The organism is Streptomyces sp. NPDC002701 (assembly GCF_042889045.1).
In the GTDB taxonomy this organism is placed as follows: domain Bacteria; phylum Actinomycetota; class Actinomycetes; order Streptomycetales; family Streptomycetaceae; genus Streptomyces.
This window is the reverse complement of record NZ_JBIAQL010000014.1, coordinates 133,917-160,650: the sequence shown is the minus strand read 5'-3', so window position 1 is coordinate 160,650 and position 26,734 is coordinate 133,917. Positions and strand designations below refer to the sequence as shown.

Below are 26,734 nucleotides of genomic sequence, written 5' to 3'. Positions count from 1 at the left end.
CGAGAGGACCGGGAACTCACATGGACGAGATCATCAGTGCCGTCGCCAGTGGTGACGCCTCGTCGGAGGACTTCGCCGCGCTGCCGCTGCCGGAGTCGTACCGGGGCGCGGTGGTGCGCCGCGAGGACGTGGCCATGTTCGAGGGCATGGCCTCCCGGGACAAGGACCCACGGAAGTCACTGCACGTCCAGCGGGTGCCGGTGCCGCTGCCCGGGCCCGGTGAGGCGCTGGTGGCGGTGATGGCGTCGTCGGTGAACTACAACACCGTCTGGTCGTCCGTCTTCGAACCGCTGCCGACGTTCGGGTTCCTGGAGCGCTACGCCCGGCTGTCGCCGCATGCCGCCCGCCACGACCTGCCCTATCACGTGCTCGGCTCCGACCTGGCCGGAGTGGTGCTGCGCACCGGTCCGGGGGTGAACCGGTGGAAGCCGGGCGACCGGGTGGTGGCGCACTGCCTGTCGGTGGAACTGGAGTCGTCCGACGGCCACGGCGACACGATGCTCGACCCCGAGCAGCGCATCTGGGGCTTCGAGACGAACTTCGGCGGCCTCGCGGAGCTCGCCCTGGTCAAGTCCAACCAGCTGATGCCCAAACCGGGTCACCTCAGCTGGGAGGAGGCCGCGTCGCCCGGCCTGGTCAACTCCACCGCGTACCGGCAGCTGGTGTCCCGCAACGGCGCCCAGATGAAGCAGGGCGACAACGTCCTGATCTGGGGCGCGAGCGGCGGACTCGGCTCCTACGCCACGCAGTTGGCGCTGGCCGGCGGAGCCAACCCGGTGTGTGTCGTCTCCAGCGAGCAGAAGGCCGGGATCTGCCGGGCGATGGGCGCGCAGGCGGTCATCGACCGAAACGCCGAGGACTACCGGTTCTGGAAGGACGAGCAGAACCAGGACCCCCGGGAGTGGAAGCGCTTCGGCAAGCGCATCCGTGAACTGACCGGCGGCGAGGACGTCGACATCGTCTTCGAGCACCCGGGCCGCGAGACCTTCGGCGCCTCCGTCTACGTCACCCGCAAGGGCGGCACGATCGTCACCTGCGCCTCGACGTCCGGTTTCCGGCACGAGTACGACAACCGCTACCTGTGGATGTCCCTGAAGCGGATCATCGGCTCCCACTTCGCCAACTACCGCGAGGCGTGGGAGGCCAACCGGCTCGTCGTCAAGGGCAGGATCCACCCGACGCTCTCCAAGGTGTACCGCCTGGAGGAGACCGGGCAGGCCGCCCACGACGTGCACCGCAACCTCCACCAGGGCAAGGTCGGCGTGCTGTGCCTGGCCCCCGAGGAGGGCCTCGGTGTCACCGACCACGCTCTGCGCGCCCGACACCTCGGCGCCATCAACCGCTTCCGCGAAGGGCAGGCTCCGACCTCATGACCCAGCAGACCCCGCGCACCCCCGCCGCGCCGATCGGCATCGTCGGCCTCGGCTCCGTCGGCGAGGCGCTGCTGCTCCTGCTGCACGCGGCGGGCCGCCGTGTCGTCGGCGTGGACACCGACCTCGACGTACTCGCCCGGGTCGGCGCCCGCCTGAAGGCGACGGCCGCCCCCGCCGGGGCACCGGAACCCCTCCTCACCGACGACCTCACCCACCTGCGCGGCGCCGGCCCCGTCGTCGAGGCCGTCGTCGAGGACCGGGCCGTGAAGACGGAGGTCCTGCGCCGCATCGCCGACGTCTGCCCGCCCGGCACGCCGCTGGTCACCACCACGGCGGCCCTGCCCGTCGCCCGGCTGGCCATCGCCTGCGGGCGCCCCGCCGACCTCGTCGGACTGCGCCTGTTCACCCCGCCCTCCCCCGGCGGTCCGGCCGAGCCCGTACCGACCTCCCTCACCTCCGCGGAGGCGGCCGCCGCCGTCCGCGCCCTGGTGACGGAGGCGGGGCTCACCGAGGTCGAGGTCGGCGCGGGCCCCGCCGCCGACGCCGCCGCCCTGGTGTACGGGCTGCTGAACCGGGCGGTCGTCCTGTGCTCCGAGGGCTACGCCTCCCACCAGGACATCGACACGGCGATGCGCCTGGGCTGCGGACTGCCCGCCGGGCCGCTGGAGACGCTGGACCGCATCGGCATCGACACCGCCCACAGCGCCCTGACGGACCTGTGGCGACGCACCGGCGACGCCGCCTTCGAACCCGCGCCGCTGCTCAGCCGGATGGTCTCGGCCCGGCGTCTGGGCCGTAAGTCCGGCAGCGGCTTCTACTCCTACGACGAGACCGGCGCCCAGGTCCGGGAACGGGCCGAGGCGCCGGACGAGACCGGTGCCGGGCCCGTGGGCCGGGTCGGCGTCCTCGGCTCGGGCGCCATGGCCCGGGGCATCGCCGAGGTCACCGCCCTGGCCGGCCACCCCACCGTTCTGGTCGCGCGCAGCGCGGCGAAGGCGGAGGCCGCTCTCGGGTCCGTCGCCGACTCCTTCACCCGGGGAGTGCGGCGGGGCCGGCTGACACCGGAGGCCCGCGAAGCGGCGCTGGGCCGGCTGCGGGCCGCCGCCGGCCTCGCCGCGCTCGCCGACTGCGACCTGGTGATCGAGGCGGTCGCCGAGGACCCGGACGTCAAACGGGCGGTGTTCGCCGCCCTGGGCGAGACCTGCGCCCCGCACACCGTGCTGACGACCACCACCTCCAGTCTGTCGGTGGCCGCCTGCGCCGAGGCGTCCGGCCGGCCCGCCGACGTCGTCGGCCTGCACTTCTTCAACCCGGCCCCGGTCATGCGGCTGGTGGAGCTGGCGCACGCCCCCGCCACGGCCCCCGGCACGCTCGCCACCGCCCGGGCCTTCTGCCGCGGGCTCGGCAGGATCGTGGTGGAGTGCCCCGACCGCACCGGCTTCATCGTCAACAGCCTGTTGTTCCCCTACCTCGGCGCGGCCCTGGCCCTGCTCGACCGCCCCGGCGCCGACGACCGGGTCCTGGAGCGGACGGACGCCGCCGTGGAGCGCGGATTCGGCTACCCCATGGGCCCGTTCGCGCTGCTGGACACCATCGGCCTGGACGTCTCCCACGCCATCCAGCACCGCCTGTACGAGCGCTTCGAGACGCCGGAGCACGTGCCCTCCGGCGCACTCGCCGAGCTGGTGTCCGCCGGGCTGCTCGGCCGCAAGAACCGCCGGGGCCTGCGCACCGCGGCGGCCACCCGCTGACCGGCCCCGAACCCGTCCCCGGCGCTGTCTCCGTCTACGGCGTCCCCGCCTACGGCGTCTCCGTCCACGGCGCGGTGTCGGCCGGCCCGGCGGCACGGGCACCGATCAGTTGCGCCAGGTCGCCGCGCGAGCGCACGCGCAGCTTGCGGTAGACGTGGGTGAGGTGCTGCTCGACCGTGCTGGGCGTGACGTACAGGCGGGCGGCGATGGCCCGGTTCGTGCAGCCGGCCGCGGCGAGCAGCACGACGCGCCGCTCGGCCCGGGTGAGCGCGGCGACCGGGTCGCCGTCCGGGGCGTCCCCCAGCCGGCGCAGCGCCTCGTCGGCGGGCGTCCGCCAGTCGAGCCCGTCCCGCTCCTCCTCGCCCCAGTCCGCCAGCAGGTCGCGGCAGGCGTGGAAGTCGGCGAGCGCGGTCCGCGCCCGTCCGACGGCCAGCAGATGACCGCCCCTGGCCAGCAGATAGTGCAGCCCGGCACGGGTGGTGAACATGGTCTCCGGCACCGGGACGTCCAGCAGCCCCGCCGCCCGGTCGTGCGCCTGCCGGGCGGTCGCCGCCCGCACGGCCGCGGCCAGCGGCACGCCCACGGCCACCCCCCAGGCCGCGGGCGACAGCAGGGCCAGCGCCCGCGCCGCGTGCCGGGCCCCGGCCTCGTACAGGCCGGTACGGACGTGCAGCACGGCGGCCAGCGCCGCCGCGACGGCCTGCCGGGCCGGTGTGGCGGCGGCCGGGTCCGGGCCGGCCGTCAGCTCGCACCACTGCGCGGCCCGGTCCGTCTCCCCGGCGGACAGCAGGGCAAGGAGCAGGGCGGGTACGGAGGGCGGCGGCGCGAGGCCGTGCACGACCGACTCCAGCACCCGTTCGACCGCGTCGGCCCCCGGCGCCCCCGTTCCCGGGACGGCGCCCGGACGCAGCTGGCCGAGCGCGGCCCGCACCTCCCGGACCGGCGCGCCGGCCGATGCGCCGGCCGACGCGTCCGCCACGGCCCCGGCCACCGGTTCGTACCGGCCGTGCCACAGCAGCAGGCCCGCCGCTTCCGTCCAGCGTGCGTCGTCCGGGCGCCGTCCGGCGAGGTCGCGTTCCAGGGCGGGCAGATGACGGATGACGGACGCCGGGTCGCTCTCCCACTCGGCCCGGGTGAGCGTGAGCAGCATGCCGTCCGGCCACCGTCCGCCGTCCTGGAGACGGTGGGCGGTCCGCAGGAACTCGGCGGCGCGGCGCGCCTGCCCGGCCGGCATCGCCTGCCGCGCCGCCTCGGCCAGCAGCGGGACGGCCCAGGGCGGGGCGCCCGCCGCGCCGCCGTCCGCGGCCCGGGCGGCGTCGGCGGCGACGAGGTGGCGGGCCACGGCGGGCGGTTCGGCGCCGGCGTCGTAGAGCACCCGGGCCGCGCGGGCGTGCAGCCGGGCACCCTCCTTCGCGGACAGCGTCCCCAGCACGGCGGCGCTCACCCCCTGGTGCCGCAGCCGGCCCGCGTCGAGCAGCCCGGTCGCCGCGAGTTCCGCCAGGCACGGGCCCACGGCCCGTTCGGGCACGCCGAGGAACCGGGCGAGCACCGTCAGGGTGGCCTGGTCCGCGAGCACGGCCAGGGCGTGCGCGGTCCGCGTGACCTCGCTCCGCGGGCCCGGCAGGCAGCCCGCGACGGCCCGCCGGAAGGCGGTACCGGCGACGGGCCGGGCGGGACGCACCGGCCCGCACTCCCGGTGGTCGGCCAGCAGGCCGTGCAGCAGCCGGGGGTTGCCGCCGGTGAAGCGGTGCCAGTCGGGAGCCTGCCGCCCGGCCGCCGCCGGGTCCACGGCACCCGCCGGATGGACGCGCAGGAACTCCGCGACCCCGTCCTCGGACAGCGTGCGCAGGGGTACGGGCACACAGCGCGGATGCCGCAGGACCTCGCCCAGCGGCAGCGACGGCGCCGCCTGCGGGCGCCCCGCCAGCACCACCAGTACGCCGGCCGCGGTCAGCCGCCCGCACAGGTACAGCAGGCAGCGCGCGGAGGGCTCGTCGGTGTGGTGGACGTCGTCCACGGTCACGACCAGGGGCCGGCCGGCGCCGAGCGAGCGCAGCGCGTCGTGCAGCGCCTCGGGCCGGTTCCCACCGCCGGGGCCGGTCCCGCCCGCCGCGGTGCCCAGGGCGCTCGTGGTACCGCTGAGGAGCTGGCCCACCACACCGAGCGGCAGGTCCGTCTCCGCTTCGGTGGCGCACGCGCTCAGCACCAGCGCGCCCGCGTCGGTGGCCCGGGCGGCCAGGGTCCGCAGCACGGCGCTCTTGCCGGTGCCGGGGCTGCCCGTGAGCACGGCGGCGCTCCCGCGCCCCTGCCGGGCGTCCGTCAACAGGTCCTCCAGCAGCCGGAGTTCACCGTCCCGCTGGACCAGCCTCACTGCCGTTGCCATCCGCTCACCCCGATATCAGCACCGGATCGGGCAGGACCACCAGCCGTGGGGCGGACCGGCCCCACGGGAAACCGTGGTGCAGCTGGAGGACGGGCGCCGCGTCGGTGTCGGCCAGGACGGCCACCGCGACCAGCACATCGGGCACCGGCTCCAGTTCGACGAACCGCCACCGCCGCTCGGTGTCGTTCCCGGGCGGCCGGAACCCGAGGACACCGCGGTCCTCGGCCAGCGTGAAGGAGAACTCGTCGAAGGGCAGGCCGAGACCGAGGCCGCGCGCCTTGGCGTACGCCTCCTTCAGCGTCCACAGCCGCAGCAGCCGCCGGTCGCGGGGCCGGCCGGGCGCCGCCTGCGCCACCCAGTCCCGTTCCGGCGCGGCGAACGTCTCCACGATCGCGTCGAAGCCCTGGTCGCCGCGGTCGAGGCGTTCCACGTCCACACCGATGCGGTGCCGTCGCACCACGCCGAGCAGGTTGTGGCCGCCCGCGTGCGAGAGGTTGAAGTCCAGCTCCCGGCCACCGCGCGGCAGTCCGTCCGGCGGCTTCTGCAGGAACGGCCGGCCCCGGGAGGACCGCCAGATGACGGCCTCGGCCTCCGGCAGCCCGCTCTCCAGGGCCAGTACCCGCCGTACGAGCGTGTGCGCGACGAGGTACTGGCGCCGGTCGCGTTCGAAGAGGAACCGGCCGGCGATCTCCTGCTCGTGTTCGTCCATCCAGTGCCGTGCCAGGGTCGCGGCGATGCCCGGCGCCAGCTCGTCGTTCGGACAGAACCACAGCTTCACGGGCTCGGATTGCGCCTCGGTGGCCGGGGGGCCGGGGGCCAGGGCCTCCTCGGTCATGGGGTCTCCTCGGTCATGGGGCCTGCTCCGTCCGGGCGCCGTCCGCGGGGGCCCGGTCCAGCCACAGCGGCCGGCGCAGCAGGACGGACGGCGGCGGCTCGGCCGGCGCCCCGTGCGGCGACGCGGCCTCCAGCGCGACCCAGTCGACGTCGACGCCGCCCAGCCAGAGCCGGGTCAGCTGCTCGTGCCGGCCCGCGCGCCACAGGGCGGCGAGGTAGTCACGGGTCTCGGGGACGTCGTTCAGGCCCAGCGGATCGGCTCCGCCCGCGCGCAGATCGGCCGTGTCCGCCTCGTCCCCGCCGGCCGCGGTGTCCGCGTGGCGCCGCAGCACGGCGACGAGCCGGGGTACGTCCGGGGCGCGCACCGCGAGGCGGCACGGCATGGCGGCCCGTCCGGTGCGCAGGGCACGCGCGACGCCCGCGAGCAGGGACCGCCCGTCCGCCGGGGGGCCGCCGTCCACGGTCGCGGACAGCCAGTCGGCCAGTCGGCGGGCGGTGGCGGCCAGATGGCCGGGCGTCGGCGCGGACAGCAGGAACGGCCCGTCGTCCCCGCGGGTGTCCTCTTCGCCGTCCTGCCCGGCCGCCGGTTCCGGCGCCTCGTACTCCTCCACCACGGCCCGGGCCCGGCACCCGCCGTCGGTCTCGATCTCGACGGTGGCGGTGCGCGGCAGCCGCCTTCCCGTCCCGTCGTCACTCCGCGGCCACGGGGTCTGTGCGTCCTCACCGTCCCCGGGGGCGGGCGCCTCGTGCCGTACCCGCAGCACGGCGGCGGTCAGCGCCGCGATGCCGGTGACCGCCCCGGCCGAGCCGATCCGCCGCGCGGTCGTCCCACGCGTCTCGTGCTCACCTGTCCCGGCGGCGGCGGCGCCGGGGCGGTTCCCGCGCGGGGCACCACGGCCACTGGCGGTGTCACGGATCAGCGCGTGCACCCGGTCCCCGTCCGCGAGCGCCGCGTGCAGGGGCTTGAGCACCACGGCCCCGACGCCCTCACCGGCGCCGTCCCTGACACGTGAGGGGTGCAGCAGCAGTTCGACGCCCCCGGCGACCGCCGCCGCGCACTCACCGCGCCGCAGCGCGCCGACCGCGAGGTGGACGGCGGTGAGGGCGGAACACTCGGCGGTGTCGACGGCCTGCGCGGGCCCGGTCAGCTCCAGCAGCGCGGCCAGCCGGCCCGGCAGGCCCCAGTGGCCGCCGTCCGGGGGCGTCCCGCGTGCGCCGGCGGCCCATGCCTCGGCGGCCAGCAGGGCGTAGTCGTGGCTGCTCACCCCGACGAACACGCCCACGGCGCGCCGTTCCCCGTCCGCGGTGGTGAGCGCGTCCAGTCGCGGGCCGGTGCATCCCGCGTCCTCCAGCGCCTCCCAGGCGACCTCCAGGAAGAGCCGTTCCTGCGGGTCGATGAGGGCGGCCTCGGCGGGCGCGATGCCGAAGAACTCGGGGTCGAAGGCGGCGACGCCGTCCAGGAAGTGCCCGCGCCGTCCAGGTGCCGCCGGGGAGAGGCCGGGCCGGTCGACGGGCACGGCCGAGGAGGTGTCACGGCCGGTCCGCACGTTCTCCCAGTAGGCACGCAGGTCGGGGGCGAGCGGATAGCGTCCGGCGAGGCCGACGACGGCGTAGCGGTCGTCCACGACGGGGCCCGCGACGGAACCCTCGGGGGGCGGCACGGTGCCCGGCTCCGGGTACGGGTACGCGGCCGCCGGCTCGGGGTACAGGCCGGGCGGCTCGGCATACGGGGCGGGCGGCTCGGCGTACGGGGCGGGCGGCCGGCGGACGAGGTCCGTCCCGGCCGCCGGGGCCCGCGCCGCCGCCAGCAGGCGGGCGGCCTGGTCCCGGTCGAGGGTCCCGGCCTTGAACCGGGTCAGCAGTTCACGTTCGTCCATCGCACACCGGTCCGTTCAGGCCCGCCGGGGCAGCAGGGTGAGGGCCTCGTCCACGGAGATCCGGTCGTCGCGCACGGCGTCGAGGAGGTCCGCGAGGTCCATGGTCCCGTCCGGGGCCGGCGCGGTGGAGGGGATGACGGAGGCGAGGTGCGCGGCCATCGCCGCCAGGTTGGGATGGTCGTAGAGCGTGACGGCACGCTCGTGCAGCCCGTAGATGCCGTTGACCGTCGCCACGAACTCCGCGCCGAGGATGGAGTCCACGCCGAGGAGGTTGAAGGGGTCCGTGGTGCTGACGTCCCAGGGGTCGCAGCACAGGATGCGGGCGAGTTCCTCGCGCAGCACCTCCAGCACCGCCTCCCGGGCCGGGGCGCCGGGCCGGGCGTGCTCGGGCGGCGCACCGCCCTGCGGCCGTCCGGTCACCCGTGCCGCGGGGGCCCCGGTCCGCCGTGGCGGTCCGGACGCCCGCGCCGGGGGGTCGGCGGGCCGCGCGCCGTGGCGGAGCGGCGGGGTGGCCGACGGGTTCCCCCGTTCGCGGATCACGTGCCGGGCGAAGGCCAGCGGAGTGGGCTGGTCGAACAGCGCGTCGGGCCGGACCGCGATGCCGTAGTACGCGTTGACGGTGGCGACGAACTCCACGGTCCGCAGCGAGTCGAGGCCGAGCGACCGGAACGTCTGGTCGGGGTCGATCTTGTCGGGCTTGAGGTGCAGGACGACGGCGAGCATGCCGACGAGTTCGGTCAGCAGGTCGGCCGGGGCCTCGTCGAACGTCGTGGGCGGTCGTGTCCGGCCGCTGTCATGGGACATGGTCTGGCTCCTGAGGGTCCGTTCCGGTCGGCCGGAGAGGGACGGTTCGAAGATGCGTCCGGCCCGCGCGGGACACGGACGGGATACCAACGGTCATGGGTCAGGCCACCTCGGCGGACCGCGCGCCCAGCGTCACGGAGCGGACGTCGTAGCGCCCCACGTGCTCGGCGGGGACGAGGGAGGGCAGCAGGAACCGCCACAACGCCTCGACCCTGCTGCTGAGTTCACCGGGTGACGCACCGGAGCCGGACAGCACCTCCAGTCCGCACACGGCCGCGGACAGCAGGGCCTCCGCCCCTCCCGCGTCGAGGTGCTCGCGCAGTTCCCCGGCCTCGCGGGCGAGGCGGACCAGCCGCAGCACCTCGGCGATCCATGCCTGCCGTACGTCGGCGACCGGGGGCTGCCGCCCCACGCACTCGTCGGTGATGCGGAAGCCGGCCCGGACCACCGGGTCCTCGTGGAGCATCCGCGTCAGCCAGTGCGAGGTGTCGATGAGGCTCTGCACGGGCGGCACGCCGGCCTCGCGCTGCCGGTGCGCGAAGTCGCGCAGTACGGCGTGGGCCTCCTCCTGGACGGCATCGACCAGCCGGTCCTTGGAGCCGAAGTGGAAGTAGAGGGCGCCCTTGGTCATGCCCGCCGACTCCGCGATCTGTTCCAGTGACGCGCTGGCACAGCCGTTCCGGTCGAACATCCGCGCCCCCGCGCGGACCAGCCTGCGCCGCGTCCGCAGCGACCTGGCCTGCATAGCTGTTCACCCCCTCCGGTGCTACCCGACCCGGCTGAGGCGCTCGCCGCCCGCGGGCGCACCGGTCGGGACGGGCTCGGGACCGGACATGAGGATCGAGCGCTGCATCCGGCGCAGCCCCGCGGACGGTTCGAGGCCGAGTTCCCGGACCAGCGCGTTGCGCAGCCGCTGGTAGACGTCCAGTGCCTCGCTGCGCCGGCCGGAGCGGTGCAGGGCGAGCATGAACTGGCCGTGCAGGTTCTCGTGGGTGCGGTAGCGGCTGACCAAAACGGTCAGTTCGCCGAGCAGTTCACGGTGGCGGCCCAGCCGCAGATCGGCCTCGATGCGCTGGTCCAGCGCGCACAGCCGGGTCTCCTCCAGCCGCCTGGTCTCCATCTCCAGCTGGACGCCCGTCTGTACGTCGGCCAGGGCGGACCCGGTCCACAGGGACAGGGCGTCGCGCAGCTGACGGGCCGCGCCCGCGAAGTCGTCGGCGTCCATGGCCCGGTAGCCCAGGCCGGCCAGCCGCTCGAACTCACGGACGTCGCTGGTGCCCTGCGACGTGTTGAGCAGGTAGCCGCCGGGCAGGGTGACGAGCACGTCCTTGGCGGTGCGGGTGGTGTTCTCCGGGTCGCGCTCCAGAGCCACCGAGATCAGCTCCCGGAGCTGGAGCACGTAGGTCTGGAGCGTGGTGCGCGCGCTGCGCGGCGGCCGGTCGCCCCACAGTTCCTCGATCAGCGTCTTGACCGGCACCACCTGGTCCGCCTGAAGGGCGAGCAGTGCCAGCACCTGCCGCGGTTTCGGTGCCGTCGGGGTCACCGATACGCCGTTCTCCCTGACGCTCAGCGCCCCCAGAACGTCGATGTCCATGCCGTCTCCCCTATCCCTGCATGAGTCGTCCTGACACAGCCGCTTCCTGGCATGACTCCACTAAAAAACAGGACGGTTGGTTTGTCAATATCAAACCAACCATGCTGTTTTATTATTCATAACTGACTGGAGTGCCGCTCGAGCCCTCGTGGACGACCTCCGCGAGGAGGGCATGCCGCGCACCCGACCAGCCCGTCCGGTCGGGTGCGGGGGACGCGGAACAGGCCGGCCTCAGGTGCCGTCGTCGGCGCCCGGCACCGGCACGACGGCCCCGCCGCGGTCGGCCCAGGCCGGGCCGACCAGCGCGTGCCGCTCCGTCAGACGCGGCAGGATCAGCTTCCAGAAGCTCTTGACCCGCCCCTCGGAGAGCCACGCCTTGTTCTCACCGCCGAGCACCTCGAAGCCCACCGTCGCGGCGACGACGGCGGTCGCCGCGTCGTCCGCGGAGATGCCCGGGGCGAGCCAGCCGTCCCGCTCCGCGCGGTCCACCATCTCCTCGACCCAGTACTGCCACTCCCGCCGGAGCAGGGCGCCCTCGCCGCGCCCGGGGTCGTCACCCAGCTCGAAGCCGGCCCGCACCACGGTGTCGTCGGCGATCCGGCTCACCAGGCTGTACGTCGCGTCCACCAGGACCGGCAGGGCACGCCCGTCCCGGTCCAGCGCCTCCTGGATGATCCGGCGCAGCGTGGCCAGCGCCTCGTCCTCGACGGCCTGGGCCAACGCCTTCTTGTTCTCGAAGTGGAAGTGCAGGGCGCCGTTGCTGACCCCCGCCGTTCTGCTGATCGTCGACAGCGAGGCGGCCACGAATCCTTCTTTGGCGAACAGTTCCGCCCCGGCACGGATGAGTGCCTGGCGCGTACGGAGCGCCCGCTCCTGCTTGACCATCAGTCGTCTCCTGGCTGGGCCCTGGCCGCATGACACAGGGCACCCGGTGCCGTCATTGCCGCGTCTGTCGTTCGTCGGTTCGTTGCGGGGAGGATTGCCGCACCCGCGTGCGGGCTTTCCGGCGCGTCCGGTCCGGAGGGTCGCCGGGGACCGGAAGGGCGCCCCGGGGCCCCCGATGGGGCCGACGCCGTCGTCGACCGGGCGCGTCCGGCCCGGTGGCGGAGGTTCCGCGGGAGCCGGGGCACCGCACGGGCAGTAGAGGTCGCCATGTCAGGTCCCTCCTGAGACGGGCCGAGGGATCCTGCCTCGGGTATCCACATTAACAAACCGTCCTCGCGGTTTTCAATGTTTGCCCCGTTAGCGACACGATACGCTTCGTCTCATCGCCAGCCGCCGGGGGCCCGGTAGTAATCCCTGCGCCACCGCGGCTCGCTCCAGTCGCCGGGCCCGCGGCCCGCCGGCGTCGCGCACGGCCGCTCCCCGCCGTACAGCGCGAGCACCACCACGGCGACAGCGGCCAGTTCCGTCTCGTCGGCCCGGCCGCGCTCCACGCGCAACGCGGAGCGCGTTCCACTTCGTCCGCCCACACACACCTCCTTGGCCTTCGGCCACGGTCGGCCACCGGCCTGGAGGGGGGCTCTGATTCCGCTTGAGAACGGTCCGACCGACCGCGGAGGCGTCGGCGCGGCCCGGAAGTGCACGGGCGGAATGCGCCGGCGTACACACGCGCGCATTCCGGATTAACGGAGTGCCTCGTACCGCTAGAAATAAAACCGGTTGGTCTCTATCTTTGACGCCCAGAGGTGCTGTCAGCCTCTTTCCCACCATCGTGACCAGGGGGATCAATGACTGTGAGCACGTTCCACGACGAATGCACACCGGTCGACGGAGCGCCGGCGGAGAGCCTGCGGCGGACCGTGAACGTCCTCGGGGCTTTTCACCATATGGCCCTGACCACCACCGTGCCCAAGGAATTCGTCCACCGTGCCGCAGTTGCCGAGGTCATGCTCACGGACTGGCAGCGCACGGACGAGGCACACTTCACGGTAGCCGCCCAGTGGCCTCGCAGCCACAGCTTCTTCACACCGAGCCAGACGGGCCACCACGATCCCCTGATCGCCGCTGAAACAATCCGGCAGGTCGGTACCCTGCTGGGGCACGCGGAGTTCGGTGTGCCCCTCGATCACCAGTTCCTGCTGCAGGAACTCGTCGTCGAGGTGCAGCCGGAGCAGCTCGCGGTCGGCGGCACCCCCGCCTCCCTGGACCTCGACATCACCTGCACGGAGATCAAGAAGCGCGGCGAGAACCTCTCCGGGCTCCGCTACGAGGCGGTGATCCGCCGCGACGGCGTCCTCGCCGCCACGGGCAGCCTCTCCTACACCTGCACCACTCCGGCGGTCTACCGGCGCCTGCGGGGCCACCACGTCCTGGACGGCCCGCTCAACCCGATCGCCCTCACGGCGCCGGCGGCACCGCAGGGCGTCGGGCGCATGTCACCGGTGGACGTGGTCCTCTCCCCCATCGGCGAGGCGGACCGCTGGCAGCTGCGGGTGGACACCCGGCACCCCGTCCTCTTCGACCACCCGGTCGACCACATACCCGGCATGCTGCTGATCGAGGCCGCCCGCCAGGCCGCGGCCGCCACCCTGGGACACGAGTCCTTCATGCCGCTCGGCCTCACCAGCGAGTTCAAGCATTACGCCGAACTGGACGCGCCCTGCTTCATCGAGGCGCGCCGGCTGCCCCGTACGGCTGCGGGCGTGGAGACGGTGCTGGTCAGCGGCCACCAGGACGGCCACGAGGTGTTCCGCTCGACGGTGACCGCGGCGGCGGTCACCGGCTGACGTGCCGCCCGGCGTACCCCCGCACGGCCGCCGGGCGGCACGGCAACCGGTGGGCCTCACCGCCCGCCCTCCTGTTCCGGCGCGGCGGCGAACGCCTCCAGATGGTCCCCGGCCCACGTACGGAAGGGCCGGGCCGGCCGGCCCGTCAGCTCCAGGACCGTGCTCTCGACCTGCGCCTTGGCCCCGGCCCGCTGCCGTTCCGCCGAGGCCAGCAGCGCCTCGACGACGTCCGGGGGCTGTCGCTGCGCCAGCTGTGCCCGCGCCTCGCCCGGACCGATCTCCTCGAAGCGCAGCGGACGGCCCAGCAGGCGGCCCAGCTGGTCCGTCTGTTCGACCGCGCTGATCGGCTCAGGACCGGTCAGGGTGTGCACCCTGCCCGCGTGGCCGTCCTCGGTCAGCACGCGGACGACCACCTCCGCGACGTCCCGCGGGTCCACGCACGCGTTGGGTGACGCCCCGTACAGCGCCCGTACGACCTGCTTCCCCCGCAGGGAGGCGGCCCAGGACAGGGTGTTGGACATGAACGAACGCGGCCGCACCAGGGTCCACTCCAGCCCGCAGTCGCGCAGCAGGTCCTCGTTGCCGCGCTGCCACCGGGTGATCAGGTCGTCGGCCCCGCTGTCCCTGACGGCGGCGGCGGACAGCTTCACCAGGTGCCGCACCCCGGCCGCCCGCGCGCTCCGGACGAGACGGGCGTCGTCGTCGCCCCCGATCCGGCTGGTGACGAGAAAGGCACGGATCACGCCATCCATGGCCCGGCCGAGCGACTGCGGATCCCGGTAGTCGCCGGCGACGATCTCCGCCGTGGCCGGCGCGCCCGTGACCAGCGAGGGGTCCCTGGCCAGGATGCGTACCGCCCGGTCGGCGGGAAGCCGGCGGACCACCTCGCGTCCGATCGCTCCGGTGGCTCCCGTCACGAGGATCATCGCCGTTATCTCCCATCCATCACTCTTCGTCCATTGGTTTTACAGACGTTCTCCGTGTCCGGCTCGCCAAAGGGGGAACACGTAGCTGTAAGATACAAACTGAGCGGTTTTTTTGTGGCCTCGATGACGACGGATTTCTTCCAGGAAGGCGGGGCGGCACTGTGGCGAAGCAGGACCGAGCCATCCGTACCCGACAGTCGATTCTCGCGGCTGCGGCCAGGGTCTTCGAAGAGCGCGGCTACCAGTCGGCGACCATCGCCGACATCCTCACCGCGGCGGGCGTCACCAAGGGGGCTCTGTACTTCCACTTCGCGTCGAAGGACCAGCTGGCCCAGGGCGTGCTCGCCGAGCAGGACCAGCGGTTCGTCATCCCCGACCGGGCCTGCAAGCTGCAGGAGGTCGCGGACGTGGTGCTGCTGCACGCCTACCGCCTGCAGAACGACCCCATGGTGCGGGCCGGCGTCCGCCTGACGATGGACCAGCGGGCGGAGGGCCTGGACCGCAGCGGACCCTTCCTGCGCTGGAGCGCCGTCATCCAGCAGCACCTGGAGAAGGGGCAGGCCCAGGGTGAGCTGTTGCCTCATGTCGTGCCCTCCGTGACCGCCGACATCGTGGTCAGCACGTTCGCCGGCGTCCAGTCCATGTCACAGGCCGTCAGTGACTACGCGGACCTGCGCACCAGGTCCTCGGATCTCCTACGCCACCTTTTCCCCAGCGTGGCGGTGCCGTCCGTGCTCGGTTCGCTGGACCTCTCCGAGGACCGCGGTGAATGGGTCTACCAGGAGATCGTCGGTCTGCTGCAGGAGCGGGACCTTGCGGCCGCCGGCTGAGCCCGGCCGGCCCGCGCCCGTCAGGGGCGAAGGGACCCTGGACAGCACACGGTGGCCGAACCACAGCGTCAGCGCCTCCTCCAGACCGTCACCGCCGGACGTCCAGGCGACGTAGCCGTCGGGCCGTAGCAGCAGGGCGTCGTACGGCACCTCCGCCGTGGGCTCCGCGTGGACGAGGCGCACCACGTCCCCCCAGCGGTGCGCCGGCCTCCCGTACCGGCTTCCCCGCTCGCCGAAGAGCAGCAGCAGGGGGCCGCCCGCCGCCCGCAGCAGGTCGACCACGTCGGTGCGGCCCTGCGGTGTGTCGAGCCCGATGTTCCGCAGAAACCTTCCTTCCCCCGCGGAGGAGCGCTCGGTGCGGCGCGGCAGGACCGTGTCCTGGGCGCTGATCAGGTCGCCGAGGTGCCCGCCCGCCCGGTCCCCCGCCAGCAGCCCGGTGAACAGCGAGCGCAGCGGGTCCAGTTCGGGATCCGGCCGCATCAGGGCGAGCTGCGCCCGCGTGTTGTCGATGACCCGCTGGGCCGCGGGCCTGCGCTCCTGGTCGTAGGTGTCGAGCAGGTCCTGCCCCGCGAGGCCCCGCACGGTGAGCGCGAGCTTCCAGCCGAGGTTGACGGCGTCCTGCACGCCGGTGCTCAGCCCCTGCCCCCCGATCGGGAAGTGCGTGTGGGCGGCGTCCCCCGCGAGGAGGATCCGCCCCGCGCGGTAGGTGTGGGCCAGCCGCGAGAAGTCGCTGAACCTGTTGAGCCAGCGCGGGTCCCGCATCCCGATGTCACGGCCGGCGATCCAGGACGTCTCGTCGCGCAGCTCGTCCAGGGTGAGCGGCAGGTTCCGCCGGGGGGACGATCCCGTCCAGTTCACCGTCCTGATGTGCATGCCGTGTTCGGGGTCGGCCTTGGCGACGATCCAGCCGCGTTCGGTGCGGTGCCAGCCCGGCCGGAGCGCCTCGGGGTCCTCCAGCCGTACGGTGCCCGCCAGGGCGGACACCGTCGCCGGGTACGTCGTGGCGTCGATGCCCGCCTGCGCCCGCACCGTGCCCCTGGCGCCGTCCGCTCCGACCAGGTACTCCGCGACGCAGGTGACCGCGCCCGACGGGCCCTCGACGGTGACCCGCACCCGGTCCTCGTCCTGGTGCACCCCGACCACCTGGTGGCCGCGCAGGATCCGGACACCGGCGGACCGCGCCCGCCGCTCCAGCATGTGCTCGAGTTCGGCCTGCGGGCGCTTCAGGATCGGCTCCGGTTCCCCGGCCGGAGCGGCGATGGACAGTCCGGGGATCCCGGCGAAGTGGAACGGCGCGGTGACCTCGGCCGCGGCATCGCCCGCCGCCTCCGCGGTCCCGGCCGCGCACTCGGTCAGGTAACCGCGTCTGACCAGGGACTGCAGCGCACGGGCATGCAGTGTGGTGGCCCGGGGCCCGTCGTACACCTCGGCCCGCGACTCCACGACGACGGTACGCACTCCCTGGGCGCCCAGCTCGGCCGCGACGAGCATGCCGACGGGCCCTCCCCCCACGACAAGCACCTGAGTGTGCAGACGGCCTGTCATCATTACGACCTCCCCTTGTCCTCGGCCGGCAGCTGCCGCGTGCCCGACGACGCATCCGTGCGCGAAGGGCCGAAGTGCCAGGAGTCCGTCCCCGCGCGTGCCGCCGTCGTGGCGGACTCCCGGGCGCGGGATGAGCACCGCGCTGTCCGGGCGCGCCGGAGTCCCGGCGACCGGTCACCCTTCGGGCGCACCGGCCCGGTTGTGAGAAGCGGATGTCCGGCCCCTGCCGGAGACACCGAATGTGGCGGTGAACGTTCGCACAGCGCCCTCCCCCGTACCGCGGCCCGTCCGGGCCGCCCCCAGATCATGCAGTCGTTCGCTGCGACACAGAAAATATACCGGATGTGCGGTTCTTTTCAACCCTCTGAAAAATCCGCCGCCGAGGGCCACCCGTCCTGAACGACGCACCTGCCGGAAGGAGCGTTGCTCTGCCAGGTCAGGGGGCGGTCGGGGGTGTGTCGGGAGGTGTGTCAGGGGGTGGTGTCAGGGGCTGGTGTGTCAGGGCGCGGCCGGCGGGGACAGGTGCATGAGCGCCCGGGCGGCGAGGCGGTAGCCGAAGGAGCCGAGGCCGACCACGACACCGCTCGCCAGCGGGGCGATCACCGACTCGTGCCGGAACTGCTCGCGGGCCCACACGTTGCTGAGGTGCACCTCGATCCACGGCGGTGCGTAACTGGCGAGCGCGTCGCGCAGGCTCCAGCCGGCGATCATCAGGGCACCGGGGTTGACGATGGCGCCGAGGGTGTCGCCGTGCCGGTGGACGGCGCCGACGAGTTCCCCTTCCGAGTCGTGCTGGACGGAGAGCACCTTCCAGCCGCGTACGCCTATCTCCTCGGCGACCGCCGCCTCGATGTCGGCGAGTGTGTCCGTGCCGTATATCTCCGGCTCCCGCCGTCCCAGAATTCCCAGATTGGGGCCGTTCAGAAGAAGCACGGTACTCAAGGGGGCCACCTCGGTATTCACCTGCGCCCGCGAACTCGGCGGCGGACTGCGGACGTCCTCATGCTGTCGTCGCCGGGCGCGGTGCGCCACTCCCAGAGCTGATAGTCCGGGCGGGCCGCCGCGAGGCGCCCCGTGCGCCCCGGGCCTGCCGCTCAAGGCCCGCTCGTGCGATGGTCCGGACCGCCTACACGCCGCATCGGCGCACGCCGCCGTCGCACCGCCCCGCCCTTACCCTGACCGCACGGACCCCCACTCGGACGGCACGTGTCCCATGACTGGAGATGTGATGCTCGATTCTCCGTTCCGCTTGCGGCTGCCCCCCGTCTTCTCCGTCGTACGCGTCTGCCGGAACGGTTCCTGCGAAACGGCCCGCCTGTCCGAGTCGTCCTTCTCCGCCTGGTCCCGCGGCGCACTCGAAGAGGGAATGCGTCTGGCGGAGGCCGCCGTCCGGACGGAACACGCATGCGACGGAGAGTGCGGGGGTCCGGCGAGACTCTGGTACGCGGCGCTCCTGGTGCATGTCCGTGACCTCCCGGGCGCGGCGCGGATCGTCACCGGCGTCGACGAACCGACGGCGGCCCGGCCCGCGACCGGCCACGGAATCGAAGCCGCCTCGCTGCTCTGTGCGGCGGACCTGGCGTTCGCCGGCGGGGACACCGCCCGCGCCGTCGCTCTCGCGGGCCGGGGCGCCGACCGGGCGCGGCGGGCCGGCCTCCACCACCTCCTGCCCGACGCGCACACCGTGATGGCACTGAGTGCCCTGCGGCAGGGCGACCTGAGCGGGGGCACGGGCTTCGCCGACCAACTGCGGGACTACGCGCTGCTGGGGCGGACCGCGCACGGGCCGAGCCGGTGTGCCTGGGCCGCGGCGCAGCTCCTGGAGGTGCAGGGCGGTGCGGCGAGCGCGGCGCAGCTCGTCGCGGGCATCGTCACCGACGACGGGTTGCTGGGGGAGTTGCTGGCGTCGCAGCCCACCGCCGCCGCCTGGCTGGTCAGGGCCACGCGGAAGCTGGGTGACGAGACGCTCGCCCGGCGGGTGGTCACGGCGGCCTCCGTACTCGCCCTGCGCAACCGGGGGCTCCGTTCCGTGGGGGCGGCGGCGGCGCACGCCCGCGGTCTCCTCGAAGGTGATCCGGAGCAGGTCGTCACCGCGGCCGCCGCGCATCTGGACCCCTGGGCCGCCGCGTCCGCCCACGAGGACACCGGGAAGCTGCTGGCCGCGCGGCCCGCGGAGCGCGAGCGGGCGGTCGCGGCCCTCACGCTGGCGGCGGACGGCTACGCGGCCGCCGCGGCGCCGCGTGACGCGCGCCGGGCCGAGAGCCGGCTGCGCTCGCTCGGGGTCCGGCGCGGGCGCGGCCCGCAGTACGCCGGCCGGGGCGGCCTGAGCACGGGCGCCCTCACCGGCACCGAGGCCGCGGTGGCCGAGCTGGTGAGCCAGGGGTTCACCAACTCCCAGGTCGGCGAACGCCTGTTCATCTCCGGCCACACCGTGGCCTTCCACCTGAAGAAGATCTTCCGCAAGATGAACGTGGCCTCACGCGTGGAACTGACCCGGGCGTGGAGCCGCGTGCCGACCGCGACCACGGGCAGCGACGCCCGCTGACGTCGGATTCAGCGGGGGGCCGGGGTGGGGGTCAGGTCGTGGGGGGCCGGGGTGGTCAGGGTCAGTTTCGCCTCGGCGTTCTCGTCGATACGGGTCATCGCGATGCGGAGGATGGGCGGTGCCATCAGTGAGGTCACGATCGCGACGAGGATGATGACGGTGTACATCTCGGCGCCCAGGACCCCGAGTTGCAGGCCCACCATCGCCACGATGACCTCGATCACCCCGCGGGAGTTCATGCCCGCTCCGAGCGCGAGGGCCTCCCACCGGTCGAGGCCGCTCATCTTGGCGCCCACGTAGGCGCCCACGAACTTGCCGACGATCGCCACGGTGAGCACCAGGCAGGCCGTGGCGAGGACGGTGGGACTGGTCAGGGCGGTCAGGTCCATCCGGATGCCGGCCGTGGCGAAGAAGACCGGCGCGAGGAAGGCGAGGACGGTGGTCCGCAGCGGGGCCAGTTTCTCCCGGTCCAGCTCCCCGCTCGTACCGACCAGGACCCCGCACACGAACGCGCCGAAGACCGCCTCCAGACGCAGCGCCTGCGTGGCCGCCGCGCCGAGCAGCACGATCAGTGTCGCCACCGCGACGGTGGGGACCGGCGACGGGGAGCGGCCCGCCGCCCGCAGTGCCGCCTTCACCAGGGGGCGGCCCACCAGCCAGGCGGCGAGTACGACACCGATCGGGTAGAGCAGGGAGGTGGCGATCGTCCCGGTGCTCAGTCCGGCCGTCGCCATCGCCGACACGATGGAGAGCAGGAACCAGCCGACGACGTCGTCCAGGACACCGGCGGCGAGGGTCAGCTGTCCGATGTCACGGTGCAGCAGGTTCATGTCGATGAGGGTCTTCGCGATCACCGGGATCGCGGTGACGCACATGGCCACACCGAGGAACAGCGAGAAGACCGCCGGGCTCGTGCCGTCCGGTACGAGCGAGGAGGGCAGCAGCAGGCCCACGCCGACGCCGAGCCCCAGGGGCAGGAGCAGACCGGCGAGGCTCACCCGGGCCGCGGTGGCCCGGCGGCGCCTGACGAGGTCGAACTTCAGCTCCATGCCGGTGAGGCCGACGAGCAGCAGGACCCCCAGCTGTCCCACCGCGTCGAGCAGGTGCATCTGCCCGGGGTCCTTCGGCAGCAGCCAGTCGGCGAGGGCGGGCCACAGGTGGCTGAGGACCGAGGGTCCGACCAGCACGCCGGCGAGCAGTTCGCCGACGATCGCCGGCATTCTGAGCCGCGCGGCCAGCTGCCCGAGTGTCAGCGCCAGGCAGAGCAGGAGCGCCAGTTGGAGAAGGAACACCAGCAGTGAGTGATGGGGGATGGTCGGTACGGGCGTGGAACTCAACTCGGTCACCTCGGATTCTGGAGCAGCAAAAGCGTCCGCGGCCCGGAATTGCTCGACCTGACGGACCGTTGCTGCCGATTGCACGGAGGACGCCCGCAATTCTCGTCCCGATTCTGTTCAGGACGCCTCGAATTCCGCTGGAGCGGCACCTTCGATATCCCGGTGAAGGGGCGTCGTATTCGTCCGCCTCGGGCATCATGACCGGGAGCCTGCCGTTCACCCCCGTAGGAGGCGATGACCGTGCGGATAGTCGCGGACACCGGAAAGTGCGTCGGTGCGGGGCAGTGTGTGCGCGTCGCGCCCGAGCTGTTCGACCAGGACGAGGACGAGGGCACGGTGGTCGTACTGGACGCCGAGCCCGAGGGGGTCCTGCTGTCGGCGGCCGACGAGGCCGCCGACCTGTGTCCGGTCCGGGCGCTCTCCGTCGCCGGCTGATCCGGCGCCGTTCTCCGACACCTGCGAGTAGGGACGACGATGACCTCCATGCGCCCGCACGACCTGTACGAGGCCACGCCGGACACGGACGTGGCGGACGTGGCCGTCGTCGGCAACGGGCCGGTCGGTGCCGCCCTTTCGGTGCTGCTCGCCCAGCGCGGTCTGCGGGTGACCGTCCTCGAGCGCCGGCCGCGGCCGTATCTGCTGCCGCGCGCGACCAGTTTCGACGGGGAGACCGCCCGGCTGCTCGCGGACACCGGCATCGGCGACCGGATCGGCCCGGTCACGGAGCCGGCCACCGGCTACCAGTGGCACACCGCGGCCGGTGAGACGCTGCTGGACATCGCCTTCTCCCGCGTGGGGCGGTACGGCTGGCCGGACGCCAGCACCATGCACCAGCCCGCCCTGGAGGAACTGCTCGCGGCCCGGGCGGCCGAGCTGCCCGGCGTCTCGGTGCTGCGCGGGCACCGGGTGGTGGACATCGCCGAACGGGACGAGCGGGTGACGCTGACCGCCGAGGCCGACGACGGGTCGGCCCGTACCGTCGCCGCCCGCTGGGTGGTGGGCTGCGACGGCGCGAACAGCTTCGTACGCGAGCACCTGGGTGTCCCCGTCACGGATCTGGGGTTCTCCTACGAGTGGCTGCTGTGCGACGTCGAGCTGCGCGAGCCGCGCGAGTTCCGTCCGACCAACGTCCAGATCTGCGACCCGGCGCGGCCCACGACGCTGGTGGGCAGCGGTCCCGGACACCGCCGCTGGGAGTTCATGCGGCTGCCGGGCGAGAGCAGCGCCGAGCTGAACAGGGCGGAGACGGCCTGGCGGCTGCTCGCACCGTTCGGGGTCACCCCGGACACCGCCACGCTGCTGCGCAGCACCACCTACATCTTCCGGGCCGCCTGGGCGGACCGGTGGCGGTCGGGCCGGGTGCTGCTCGCCGGTGACGCGGCGCATCTGATGCCGCCCTTCGCCGGGCAGGGCATGTGCTCCGGGATCCGGGACGCGGCCAATCTGGCGTGGAAGCTGGATCTGGCGCTGCGCGGCCTGGCCGGCGACTCCGTCCTCGACACGTACGCCGAGGAGCGGATGCCGCACGTGAAGGAGTCGATCCTCTCGTCGGTGCAGTTGGGCAGGGTGATCTGCGTGACGGATCCGACGGCCGCCGCGGAGCGGGACGCCACGGTGCTCGCGGGGCGGCGCGGCCGTACGGGGCCGGGGGCGCCGGAACCGGCGAAGCCGCTGTCGGGCGGGCTGCTGCGCCGCACACCGGCGGGCGGCCCGGCCGGCGCGGTGGTCCCGCAGGGGCGCGTGGGCGCGCGGGGCCGCCCGGGCCTGTTCGACGAGGTCGTGGGCCGGGGCTTCGTCCTGCTCACCACGGAGGATCCGCGTCCCGCGCTCGGCGAGGACCGGTGGTCCTTCCTGACCTCCCTGGACACCCGTGTGGTGCACCTGCTGCCGGCCGGCCGGGCCGGCTCGGACCCGGCCGGGGTGACCGACGTGGACGGCTTCTACGGCGCGTACCTGGCGGAACACGACGCGACCGCGGTACTCGTCCGCCCGGACCACCACGTCTTCGGCACCGCGAACGGTCCCGAGGACACGGCCGCGCTGGTGGACGCCCTGCGCGCCATGCTGACCGCGCCCGCACCCGCGCCCGTGCCCGTGCCGGCCGCCCCCGGACTGAGCCGGGCAGGCTGACGCGGCCGAACGGGCGGCCCCGCCCGGCCGGTTGCGGGAGGCGGCGCGGGCGAGCGCGCCGGATCACCCCGGGCCGGGCGGCCGTCCGGCGGGGGGACGGATCGTGCGGGAGAGGGCGAGTGCTCCGCGCAGGGAGGACAGGGCTCCCAGGGCGGCGGGGCGTACGGCGAGCGGGGGGTGGCCCGGGCGGGACAGCTCCGCGAGGTGTGCGGACAGGAGGGTGTGCAGGCCCGGGAGGCCGTTGGCGAAGCCGCCGCCGAGCAGCAGGAGCCGTGGATGGACCAGTTCCTGCACACCGACTGCGGCGGCGGCCAGGGCGCGGCAGGTGTGCCGCAGCGCGGTGACCGCCCAGGGCCGTTCGTCGTGCCATGCCTGCCGCAGCGCGTCGAAGGTGACCTCGCTCCCCCGCAGCCGGGCGGCGCGCCGCAGGGTGGCCGGGCCGGAGGCGATCGCCTGGAGGCATCCGCGTCGCCCGCACACGCAGGGCGGGCCGTCCGGTTCGACGACCGTGTGCCCGATCTCGAAGGAGCCGCGGTCCGGGCCCGGACACAGTTCGCCGCGCAGGACGAGGCCGCCGCCGACCCCCGTACCGACTCCCAGGTAGAGGAGGTCCGCGCAGTCCGCGGCCTGTGCCTCGGCGAGGGCGCCGAGGTCGCCGTCGTCCGCCCAGGCGACACCCGCGCCGGGGAACAGCGCGCGCAGCGCGGCGCCCAGGTCGGTGCCGGTCCACTCGGGCCGGCTCGGCCAGGCCGTGATCCGCCCGTCGGGTGCGACGGTCGCCGGCATCGCGACGCCCACGGCCGTCGGGGGCGTACCCAGCCGTTCGCGCACCGAGGCGACCTGTGCGGCCAGTTGGGCCAGGTCGTGGCCGGCGCTGTGCCGTGGTCGCCAGGCGAAGACGCTCTCGTCCACGCACCGCGTGCCGGCCTCCACGCGCAGGGCGACCTTGGTCCCCCCGATGTCGACACCGAGGTGGAGGGTCCTCTCCATGGCGCCGGGCCTGTTCTCAGGCGCCCGGCACGGCCGGGCACAGGGCCAGCAGGTCGGCCGGGCGGCGCAGCACGACGACCGGTTCGGCGGCGAGCAGTTCGCCGGCGTCGGACAGCGCCCACAGCGCGCCGGCCGAGGTCACGCCGGCGCCGTGGGCGCTGGCGATGTCGGTCGGTGCGTCACCGACCATGACGGCCTGCTCGGGCGGGAAGCCCATGAGCTCCAGCGCGAGCTCCACGATGTCCGGCGCCGGCTTCGGGCGGGCGACCTCGTCGGAGCCGATCACATGGTCGAAGAAGGGCAGCAGTCCCAGCCGGCCGAGCAGCGAACGCGCCCGCTCCCCGCTCTTGCCGGTGGCCACGGCGAGCCGCAGTCCGCGCGCCCGCAGGGTGGTGAGCAGGTCCACGATGCCGTCGAAGACCGGTACCTCGGGTGCGAGCCGGTAGCTCTCGCGAACGAAGGGCCCCTCCATCTCCAGGGGCAGGTCCATGATCCGCATGATGTCCGGGAAGAAGCGCCCCAGATGGCGGCGGTACTCGTCGAACGGCGCCGGGCCGTCACCGACGACCTCCCGGTACGCGACGGCGAACGCCTCGTACATCACCGCGAAGCTGTCGACGAGGACGCCGTCCAGGTCGAAGACCACGGCGCGGGTGACCGGCTCCAGCGTCGCCGTCGCCGACCGGCCGGCGTCCGGGGCGGTGGCGGGACCGCGGCCCGTGACGTCGGCCGGGGCTGTCGAAACGGGTGATATCACTGGTTCCTCACTTCCTGGTGATGAGTTCCGGGGTGACGGGTTCCGGGTGACGGGTTCCGGGGTGATGACGTCTAGTGCGGGGCGGGCACGGCGGTCTGCTCGTGCGCGCGGCGGGCGGACGCGTAGAAGCCCTCGATGACGCGGACCGCCGTACGGGCCTCGTCGACGGCCGCGCCGCGCCGGCCCGGGTCGGCCAGGAAGCCGGCCAGCCCGTCCAGCTGCCGCCGGTACTCGGTGCCGACGGGCTCGTCCGGCACCGGCAGGGAGGTCGTGGTGCCCTCCCGGGTCAGCGTGAGCCGCGCGTACGGGTGGCGGTTGGGGCTGAAACCGAAGGTGCAGCTCAGGTCGGCGGTCGCGGCACTGCCCACCACCCGGACCCGGGTCACGTCCCGCGCCTCGTGCGAGGCCCAGCCGGCCCGCAGGAAGACCGAGACGCCGTCGTCGCGTACGAGGAAGCCGCGTGCGGTGTCCTCGACGTCACCGGGGGTGCCGGCGGTGGGCTCGTCCTGCCGCCAGGCCGCGCTCCAGGCGCCGGCGCCCACGAAGTCGTTCGACGTCATGCCGACGACCTGGGTGAAGCGGGCCGGGCCCAGCAGGAACGCGAGCGTGTCGAGCAGGTGCCAGCCGAGGTCGAACAGGACACCGCCCCCGGCCTTGCTGCGCTGGGTGAACCAGCCGCCGGCCCGCGGGATGCCGCGTGCCCGCACCCACGACAGGTCGACATGGCGGATGCGGCCCAGCTCCGGCAGGAGGCGCGCCAGGGCGTTCACATCGGCGCGGTGCGGGGCGGCGCTGCCGGCCAGGAGGGTGGCGCCGCCGTCGCGTTCGGCGGCGGCCAGGGTGCCCGCCTCCTCGGAGGTGAGGCAGACCGGCTTCTCCAGGAAGACGGGGACGCCCTTGCCGAGCAGCTCCGCGGCGACGTGGGCGTGCAGATGGTTGGGTACGGCGACGACGGCGAGGTCGACCGCGGCGGCGGTGAGCGCGTCCACCGTCGGGTGCACGGGGACGCCCGGTACCGCGTCGAGTGCGGCCCGCGCCGCCGGCGCGGGGTCGACGACACCGACCACGTCGAAGTCGGCGTGGTCGGCCAGCCTCGGCAGCCACAGTTCCCGCCCCGCCCAGCCGAGCCCGACGACGGCGGTCCTGACGGTCATACGGCGGCCACGGCGTCCGCGACGATCTCGGCCGTCCGGTGCATGTCCTGCTCACCGGCGAGCAGGACGCGGTGGTGCAGCCAGACGCAGTCCTGGCTGACGGCCTCGGTGTTCGGGCAGCGCCGGGCGATCTCGTCCGCGCTCTCGTCGGGGGCGCCCATCTCCCAGAAGGCGTCGGTGCGGTAGATCGCGCGGAAGGCCGTGAACGCCGGCAGGCCGGCCGCCACGAGCTCGTCCACCAGGGCGTTGCGGCGGTCCTCGCCGATGCCGGGCACGCGGAACATCGCCATGTAGTGCGAAGGGGAGTCGGTGCGGCCGTCACCGCGCTGCGGGACGACGCGGTCGATCGCGTCGAGGAGCGGGGAGAGGGTGGCCCAGCGGCGCTGACGGGTGGCTATCTGTTCCTCCAGGCGGCCGAGCTGAGCCCGCAGGACGGCCGCGGAGAACTCGTTGAGCCGCAGGTTGGTGCCGGCGACCTGGTGCAGGTAGCGGCGGTCGGTGCGCGGCCGGCCGCAGCTGTGCCGCAGGAACGCCGCCTCGTAGGTCTCGGTGTCCGGGAACAGGAGGGCGCCGCCCTCGCCCGCGGTCATCAGTTTGCCGTTCTGGAAGCTGAACGCGGCGACCGTGCCGAGTTCGCCGATGCGTTTGCCCTGCCAGCGGGCGGCGTGGGCGTGCGCGGCGTCCTGGAGCAGCGGGACGCCGGTGTCGGCGGAGAGACCGGCCAGGGCGTCCATGTCGGCCAGGAAGCCCGCCATGTGCACGGGCATGATGGCGCGGGTGCGCGGCGTCACGGCCGCGGCCGCCGCCGCCACGTCGATGTTGAAGGTGTGCGGGTCGATGTCCACGGGGACCGCGACCGCGCCGAGCCGCTGCGCCGCCTGCGAGGAGGAGATGAAGGTGAACGCCGGGACGACGACCTCGGTGCCCGGGCCGACTCCCATGCACTGCAGGGCGAGTTCCAGCGCGTGGGTGCCGTTGGTGACGGCCAGGGCGTGGGGGGCGCCGTGGAGTTCGGCGAATTCCCGCTCGAAGGAGTCGACCTCGTCTCCGCCCATGCGCCACCACTGGCCCTGCTCGAGTGCGCGAATGAGACCTTCCCGCTCCTTTCCGTCGTACTGCGGCCACGCGGGGAATTCTGGCGCCTGTCGCACGTTCATGATTCTCCAAGAATCTCA

22 protein-coding genes and 1 pseudogene are annotated in these 26,734 nt (G+C 74.0%); 7 read left to right on the top strand and 16 right to left on the bottom strand.

Translation table 11 applies throughout. The features are described 5' to 3' along the window. The first annotated feature begins 20 nt into the window (after positions 1-20). Positions 21-1,373, top strand: coding sequence for a crotonyl-CoA carboxylase/reductase (ccrA, locus tag ACFYXC_RS29645; RefSeq protein ID WP_389555012.1), 1,353 nt, complete (start codon positions 21-23; stop codon positions 1,371-1,373). After that, positions 1,370-3,124, top strand: coding sequence for a 3-hydroxyacyl-CoA dehydrogenase family protein (locus tag ACFYXC_RS29640; protein WP_389555010.1), 1,755 nt, complete (start codon positions 1,370-1,372; stop codon positions 3,122-3,124). The genes ccrA and ACFYXC_RS29640 overlap by 4 nt, the downstream gene beginning before the upstream one ends. 49 nt (positions 3,125-3,173) lie before the next feature. On the opposite strand, the gene ACFYXC_RS29635 is transcribed toward ACFYXC_RS29640, so the two are convergent. The 8 genes from ACFYXC_RS29635 to ACFYXC_RS29600 form a co-directional block, all read right to left on the bottom strand. Next, on the bottom strand, positions 3,174-5,507 hold the full coding sequence (locus ACFYXC_RS29635; protein WP_389555008.1) for an AAA family ATPase: 2,334 nt from the start codon (positions 5,505-5,507) through the stop codon (positions 3,174-3,176). A 4-nt stretch (positions 5,508-5,511) separates the two neighbouring features. Beyond that, a complete protein-coding gene (locus tag ACFYXC_RS29630) occupies positions 5,512-6,342 on the bottom strand; it encodes a 4'-phosphopantetheinyl transferase family protein (protein WP_388915818.1) in 831 nt (276 codons plus the stop codon). A gap of 13 nt (positions 6,343-6,355) precedes the next feature. Further along, positions 6,356-8,218 (bottom strand): beta-ketoacyl synthase N-terminal-like domain-containing protein, encoded by a 1,863-nt coding sequence (locus tag ACFYXC_RS29625; protein WP_389555006.1) that lies wholly within the window; start codon positions 8,216-8,218, stop codon positions 6,356-6,358. A 15-nt stretch (positions 8,219-8,233) separates the two neighbouring features. Next, the gene (locus tag ACFYXC_RS29620) at positions 8,234-9,022 is read right to left on the bottom strand and encodes an acyl carrier protein (RefSeq protein WP_389555005.1); all 789 of its coding nucleotides are present in this window, start codon (positions 9,020-9,022) and stop codon (positions 8,234-8,236) included. A 100-nt stretch (positions 9,023-9,122) separates the two neighbouring features. Beyond that, positions 9,123-9,767, bottom strand: a complete 645-nt coding sequence (locus ACFYXC_RS29615) for a ScbR family autoregulator-binding transcription factor (protein ID WP_388915827.1) — start codon at positions 9,765-9,767, stop codon at positions 9,123-9,125. A gap of 21 nt (positions 9,768-9,788) precedes the next feature. Further along, positions 9,789-10,616 (bottom strand): BTAD domain-containing putative transcriptional regulator, encoded by an 828-nt coding sequence (locus ACFYXC_RS29610; protein WP_388915830.1) that lies wholly within the window; start codon positions 10,614-10,616, stop codon positions 9,789-9,791. Between the two features lie 231 nt (positions 10,617-10,847). Further along, a complete protein-coding gene (locus ACFYXC_RS29605; protein ID WP_388915833.1) occupies positions 10,848-11,501 on the bottom strand; it encodes a ScbR family autoregulator-binding transcription factor in 654 nt (217 codons plus the stop codon). A 380-nt stretch (positions 11,502-11,881) separates the two neighbouring features. Beyond that, positions 11,882-12,088: an acyl-CoA carboxylase epsilon subunit gene (locus ACFYXC_RS29600; protein WP_388915837.1), complete on the bottom strand. Its 207-nt coding sequence runs from the start codon at positions 12,086-12,088 to the stop codon at positions 11,882-11,884. A gap of 258 nt (positions 12,089-12,346) precedes the next feature. On the opposite strand from ACFYXC_RS29600, the gene ACFYXC_RS29595 reads away from it, so the two are divergent. Continuing rightward, positions 12,347-13,345 (top strand): ScbA/BarX family gamma-butyrolactone biosynthesis protein, encoded by a 999-nt coding sequence (locus tag ACFYXC_RS29595; RefSeq protein ID WP_389555002.1) that lies wholly within the window; start codon positions 12,347-12,349, stop codon positions 13,343-13,345. A gap of 56 nt (positions 13,346-13,401) precedes the next feature. Here the strand turns inward: ACFYXC_RS29595 and ACFYXC_RS29590 are convergent, their stop codons facing one another. Further along, entirely contained in the window at positions 13,402-14,271 is an 870-nt protein-coding gene (locus ACFYXC_RS29590; RefSeq protein WP_389555001.1) for an NAD(P)H-binding protein, read from the bottom strand. A gap of 161 nt (positions 14,272-14,432) precedes the next feature. Between ACFYXC_RS29590 and ACFYXC_RS29585 the strand changes: the two genes are divergently transcribed. Next, positions 14,433-15,101 carry a ScbR family autoregulator-binding transcription factor gene (locus ACFYXC_RS29585; RefSeq protein WP_388915846.1) on the top strand — a complete coding sequence of 223 codons (669 nt, stop codon included), beginning with the start codon at positions 14,433-14,435 and terminating at the stop codon, positions 15,099-15,101. Between the two features lie 114 nt (positions 15,102-15,215). Here the strand turns inward: ACFYXC_RS29585 and ACFYXC_RS29580 are convergent. Then, positions 15,216-16,592: pseudogene (locus tag ACFYXC_RS29580) on the bottom strand (FAD-dependent monooxygenase); the annotation flags it as partial. 552 nt (positions 16,593-17,144) lie between these two features. Continuing rightward, positions 17,145-17,588, bottom strand: a complete 444-nt coding sequence (locus ACFYXC_RS29575; protein WP_389554999.1) for a type II 3-dehydroquinate dehydratase — start codon at positions 17,586-17,588, stop codon at positions 17,145-17,147. A gap of 286 nt (positions 17,589-17,874) precedes the next feature. Between ACFYXC_RS29575 and ACFYXC_RS29570 the strand changes: the two genes are divergently transcribed. Next, on the top strand, positions 17,875-19,191 hold the full coding sequence (locus ACFYXC_RS29570; RefSeq protein ID WP_389554998.1) for a LuxR C-terminal-related transcriptional regulator: 1,317 nt from the start codon (positions 17,875-17,877) through the stop codon (positions 19,189-19,191). Between the two features lie 8 nt (positions 19,192-19,199). Here ACFYXC_RS29570 and ACFYXC_RS29565 read toward each other — a convergent pair whose 3' ends face one another. Then, the gene (locus ACFYXC_RS29565) at positions 19,200-20,528 is read right to left on the bottom strand and encodes a cation:proton antiporter (RefSeq protein WP_388915855.1); all 1,329 of its coding nucleotides are present in this window, start codon (positions 20,526-20,528) and stop codon (positions 19,200-19,202) included. Between the two features lie 234 nt (positions 20,529-20,762). Between ACFYXC_RS29565 and ACFYXC_RS29560 the strand changes: the two genes are divergently transcribed. Together ACFYXC_RS29560 and ACFYXC_RS29555 are read left to right on the top strand one after the other, a co-directional pair. After that, on the top strand, positions 20,763-20,963 hold the full coding sequence (locus ACFYXC_RS29560; protein ID WP_388915858.1) for a ferredoxin: 201 nt from the start codon (positions 20,763-20,765) through the stop codon (positions 20,961-20,963). A 39-nt stretch (positions 20,964-21,002) separates the two neighbouring features. Next, positions 21,003-22,658 carry a bifunctional 3-(3-hydroxy-phenyl)propionate/3-hydroxycinnamic acid hydroxylase gene (locus ACFYXC_RS29555; RefSeq protein ID WP_389554996.1) on the top strand — a complete coding sequence of 552 codons (1,656 nt, stop codon included), beginning with the start codon at positions 21,003-21,005 and terminating at the stop codon, positions 22,656-22,658. Positions 22,659-22,721: 63 nt separating this feature from the next. On the opposite strand, the gene ACFYXC_RS29550 is transcribed toward ACFYXC_RS29555, so the two are convergent. From ACFYXC_RS29550 to ACFYXC_RS29535, 4 genes are all read right to left on the bottom strand, one after another. After that, positions 22,722-23,648 carry an ROK family protein gene (locus ACFYXC_RS29550; RefSeq protein ID WP_389554994.1) on the bottom strand — a complete coding sequence of 309 codons (927 nt, stop codon included), beginning with the start codon at positions 23,646-23,648 and terminating at the stop codon, positions 22,722-22,724. Between the two features lie 16 nt (positions 23,649-23,664). Beyond that, entirely contained in the window at positions 23,665-24,315 is a 651-nt protein-coding gene (locus ACFYXC_RS29545; protein ID WP_389555061.1) for an HAD-IA family hydrolase, read from the bottom strand. Positions 24,316-24,476: 161 nt separating this feature from the next. Next, on the bottom strand, positions 24,477-25,559 hold the full coding sequence (locus tag ACFYXC_RS29540; protein WP_389554992.1) for a Gfo/Idh/MocA family protein: 1,083 nt from the start codon (positions 25,557-25,559) through the stop codon (positions 24,477-24,479). Continuing rightward, positions 25,556-26,716, bottom strand: a complete 1,161-nt coding sequence (locus ACFYXC_RS29535; protein ID WP_389554991.1) for a DegT/DnrJ/EryC1/StrS family aminotransferase — start codon at positions 26,714-26,716, stop codon at positions 25,556-25,558. Before ACFYXC_RS29535 ends, ACFYXC_RS29540 begins: the two co-directional genes overlap by 4 nt. Positions 26,717-26,734 lie beyond the last annotated feature (18 nt).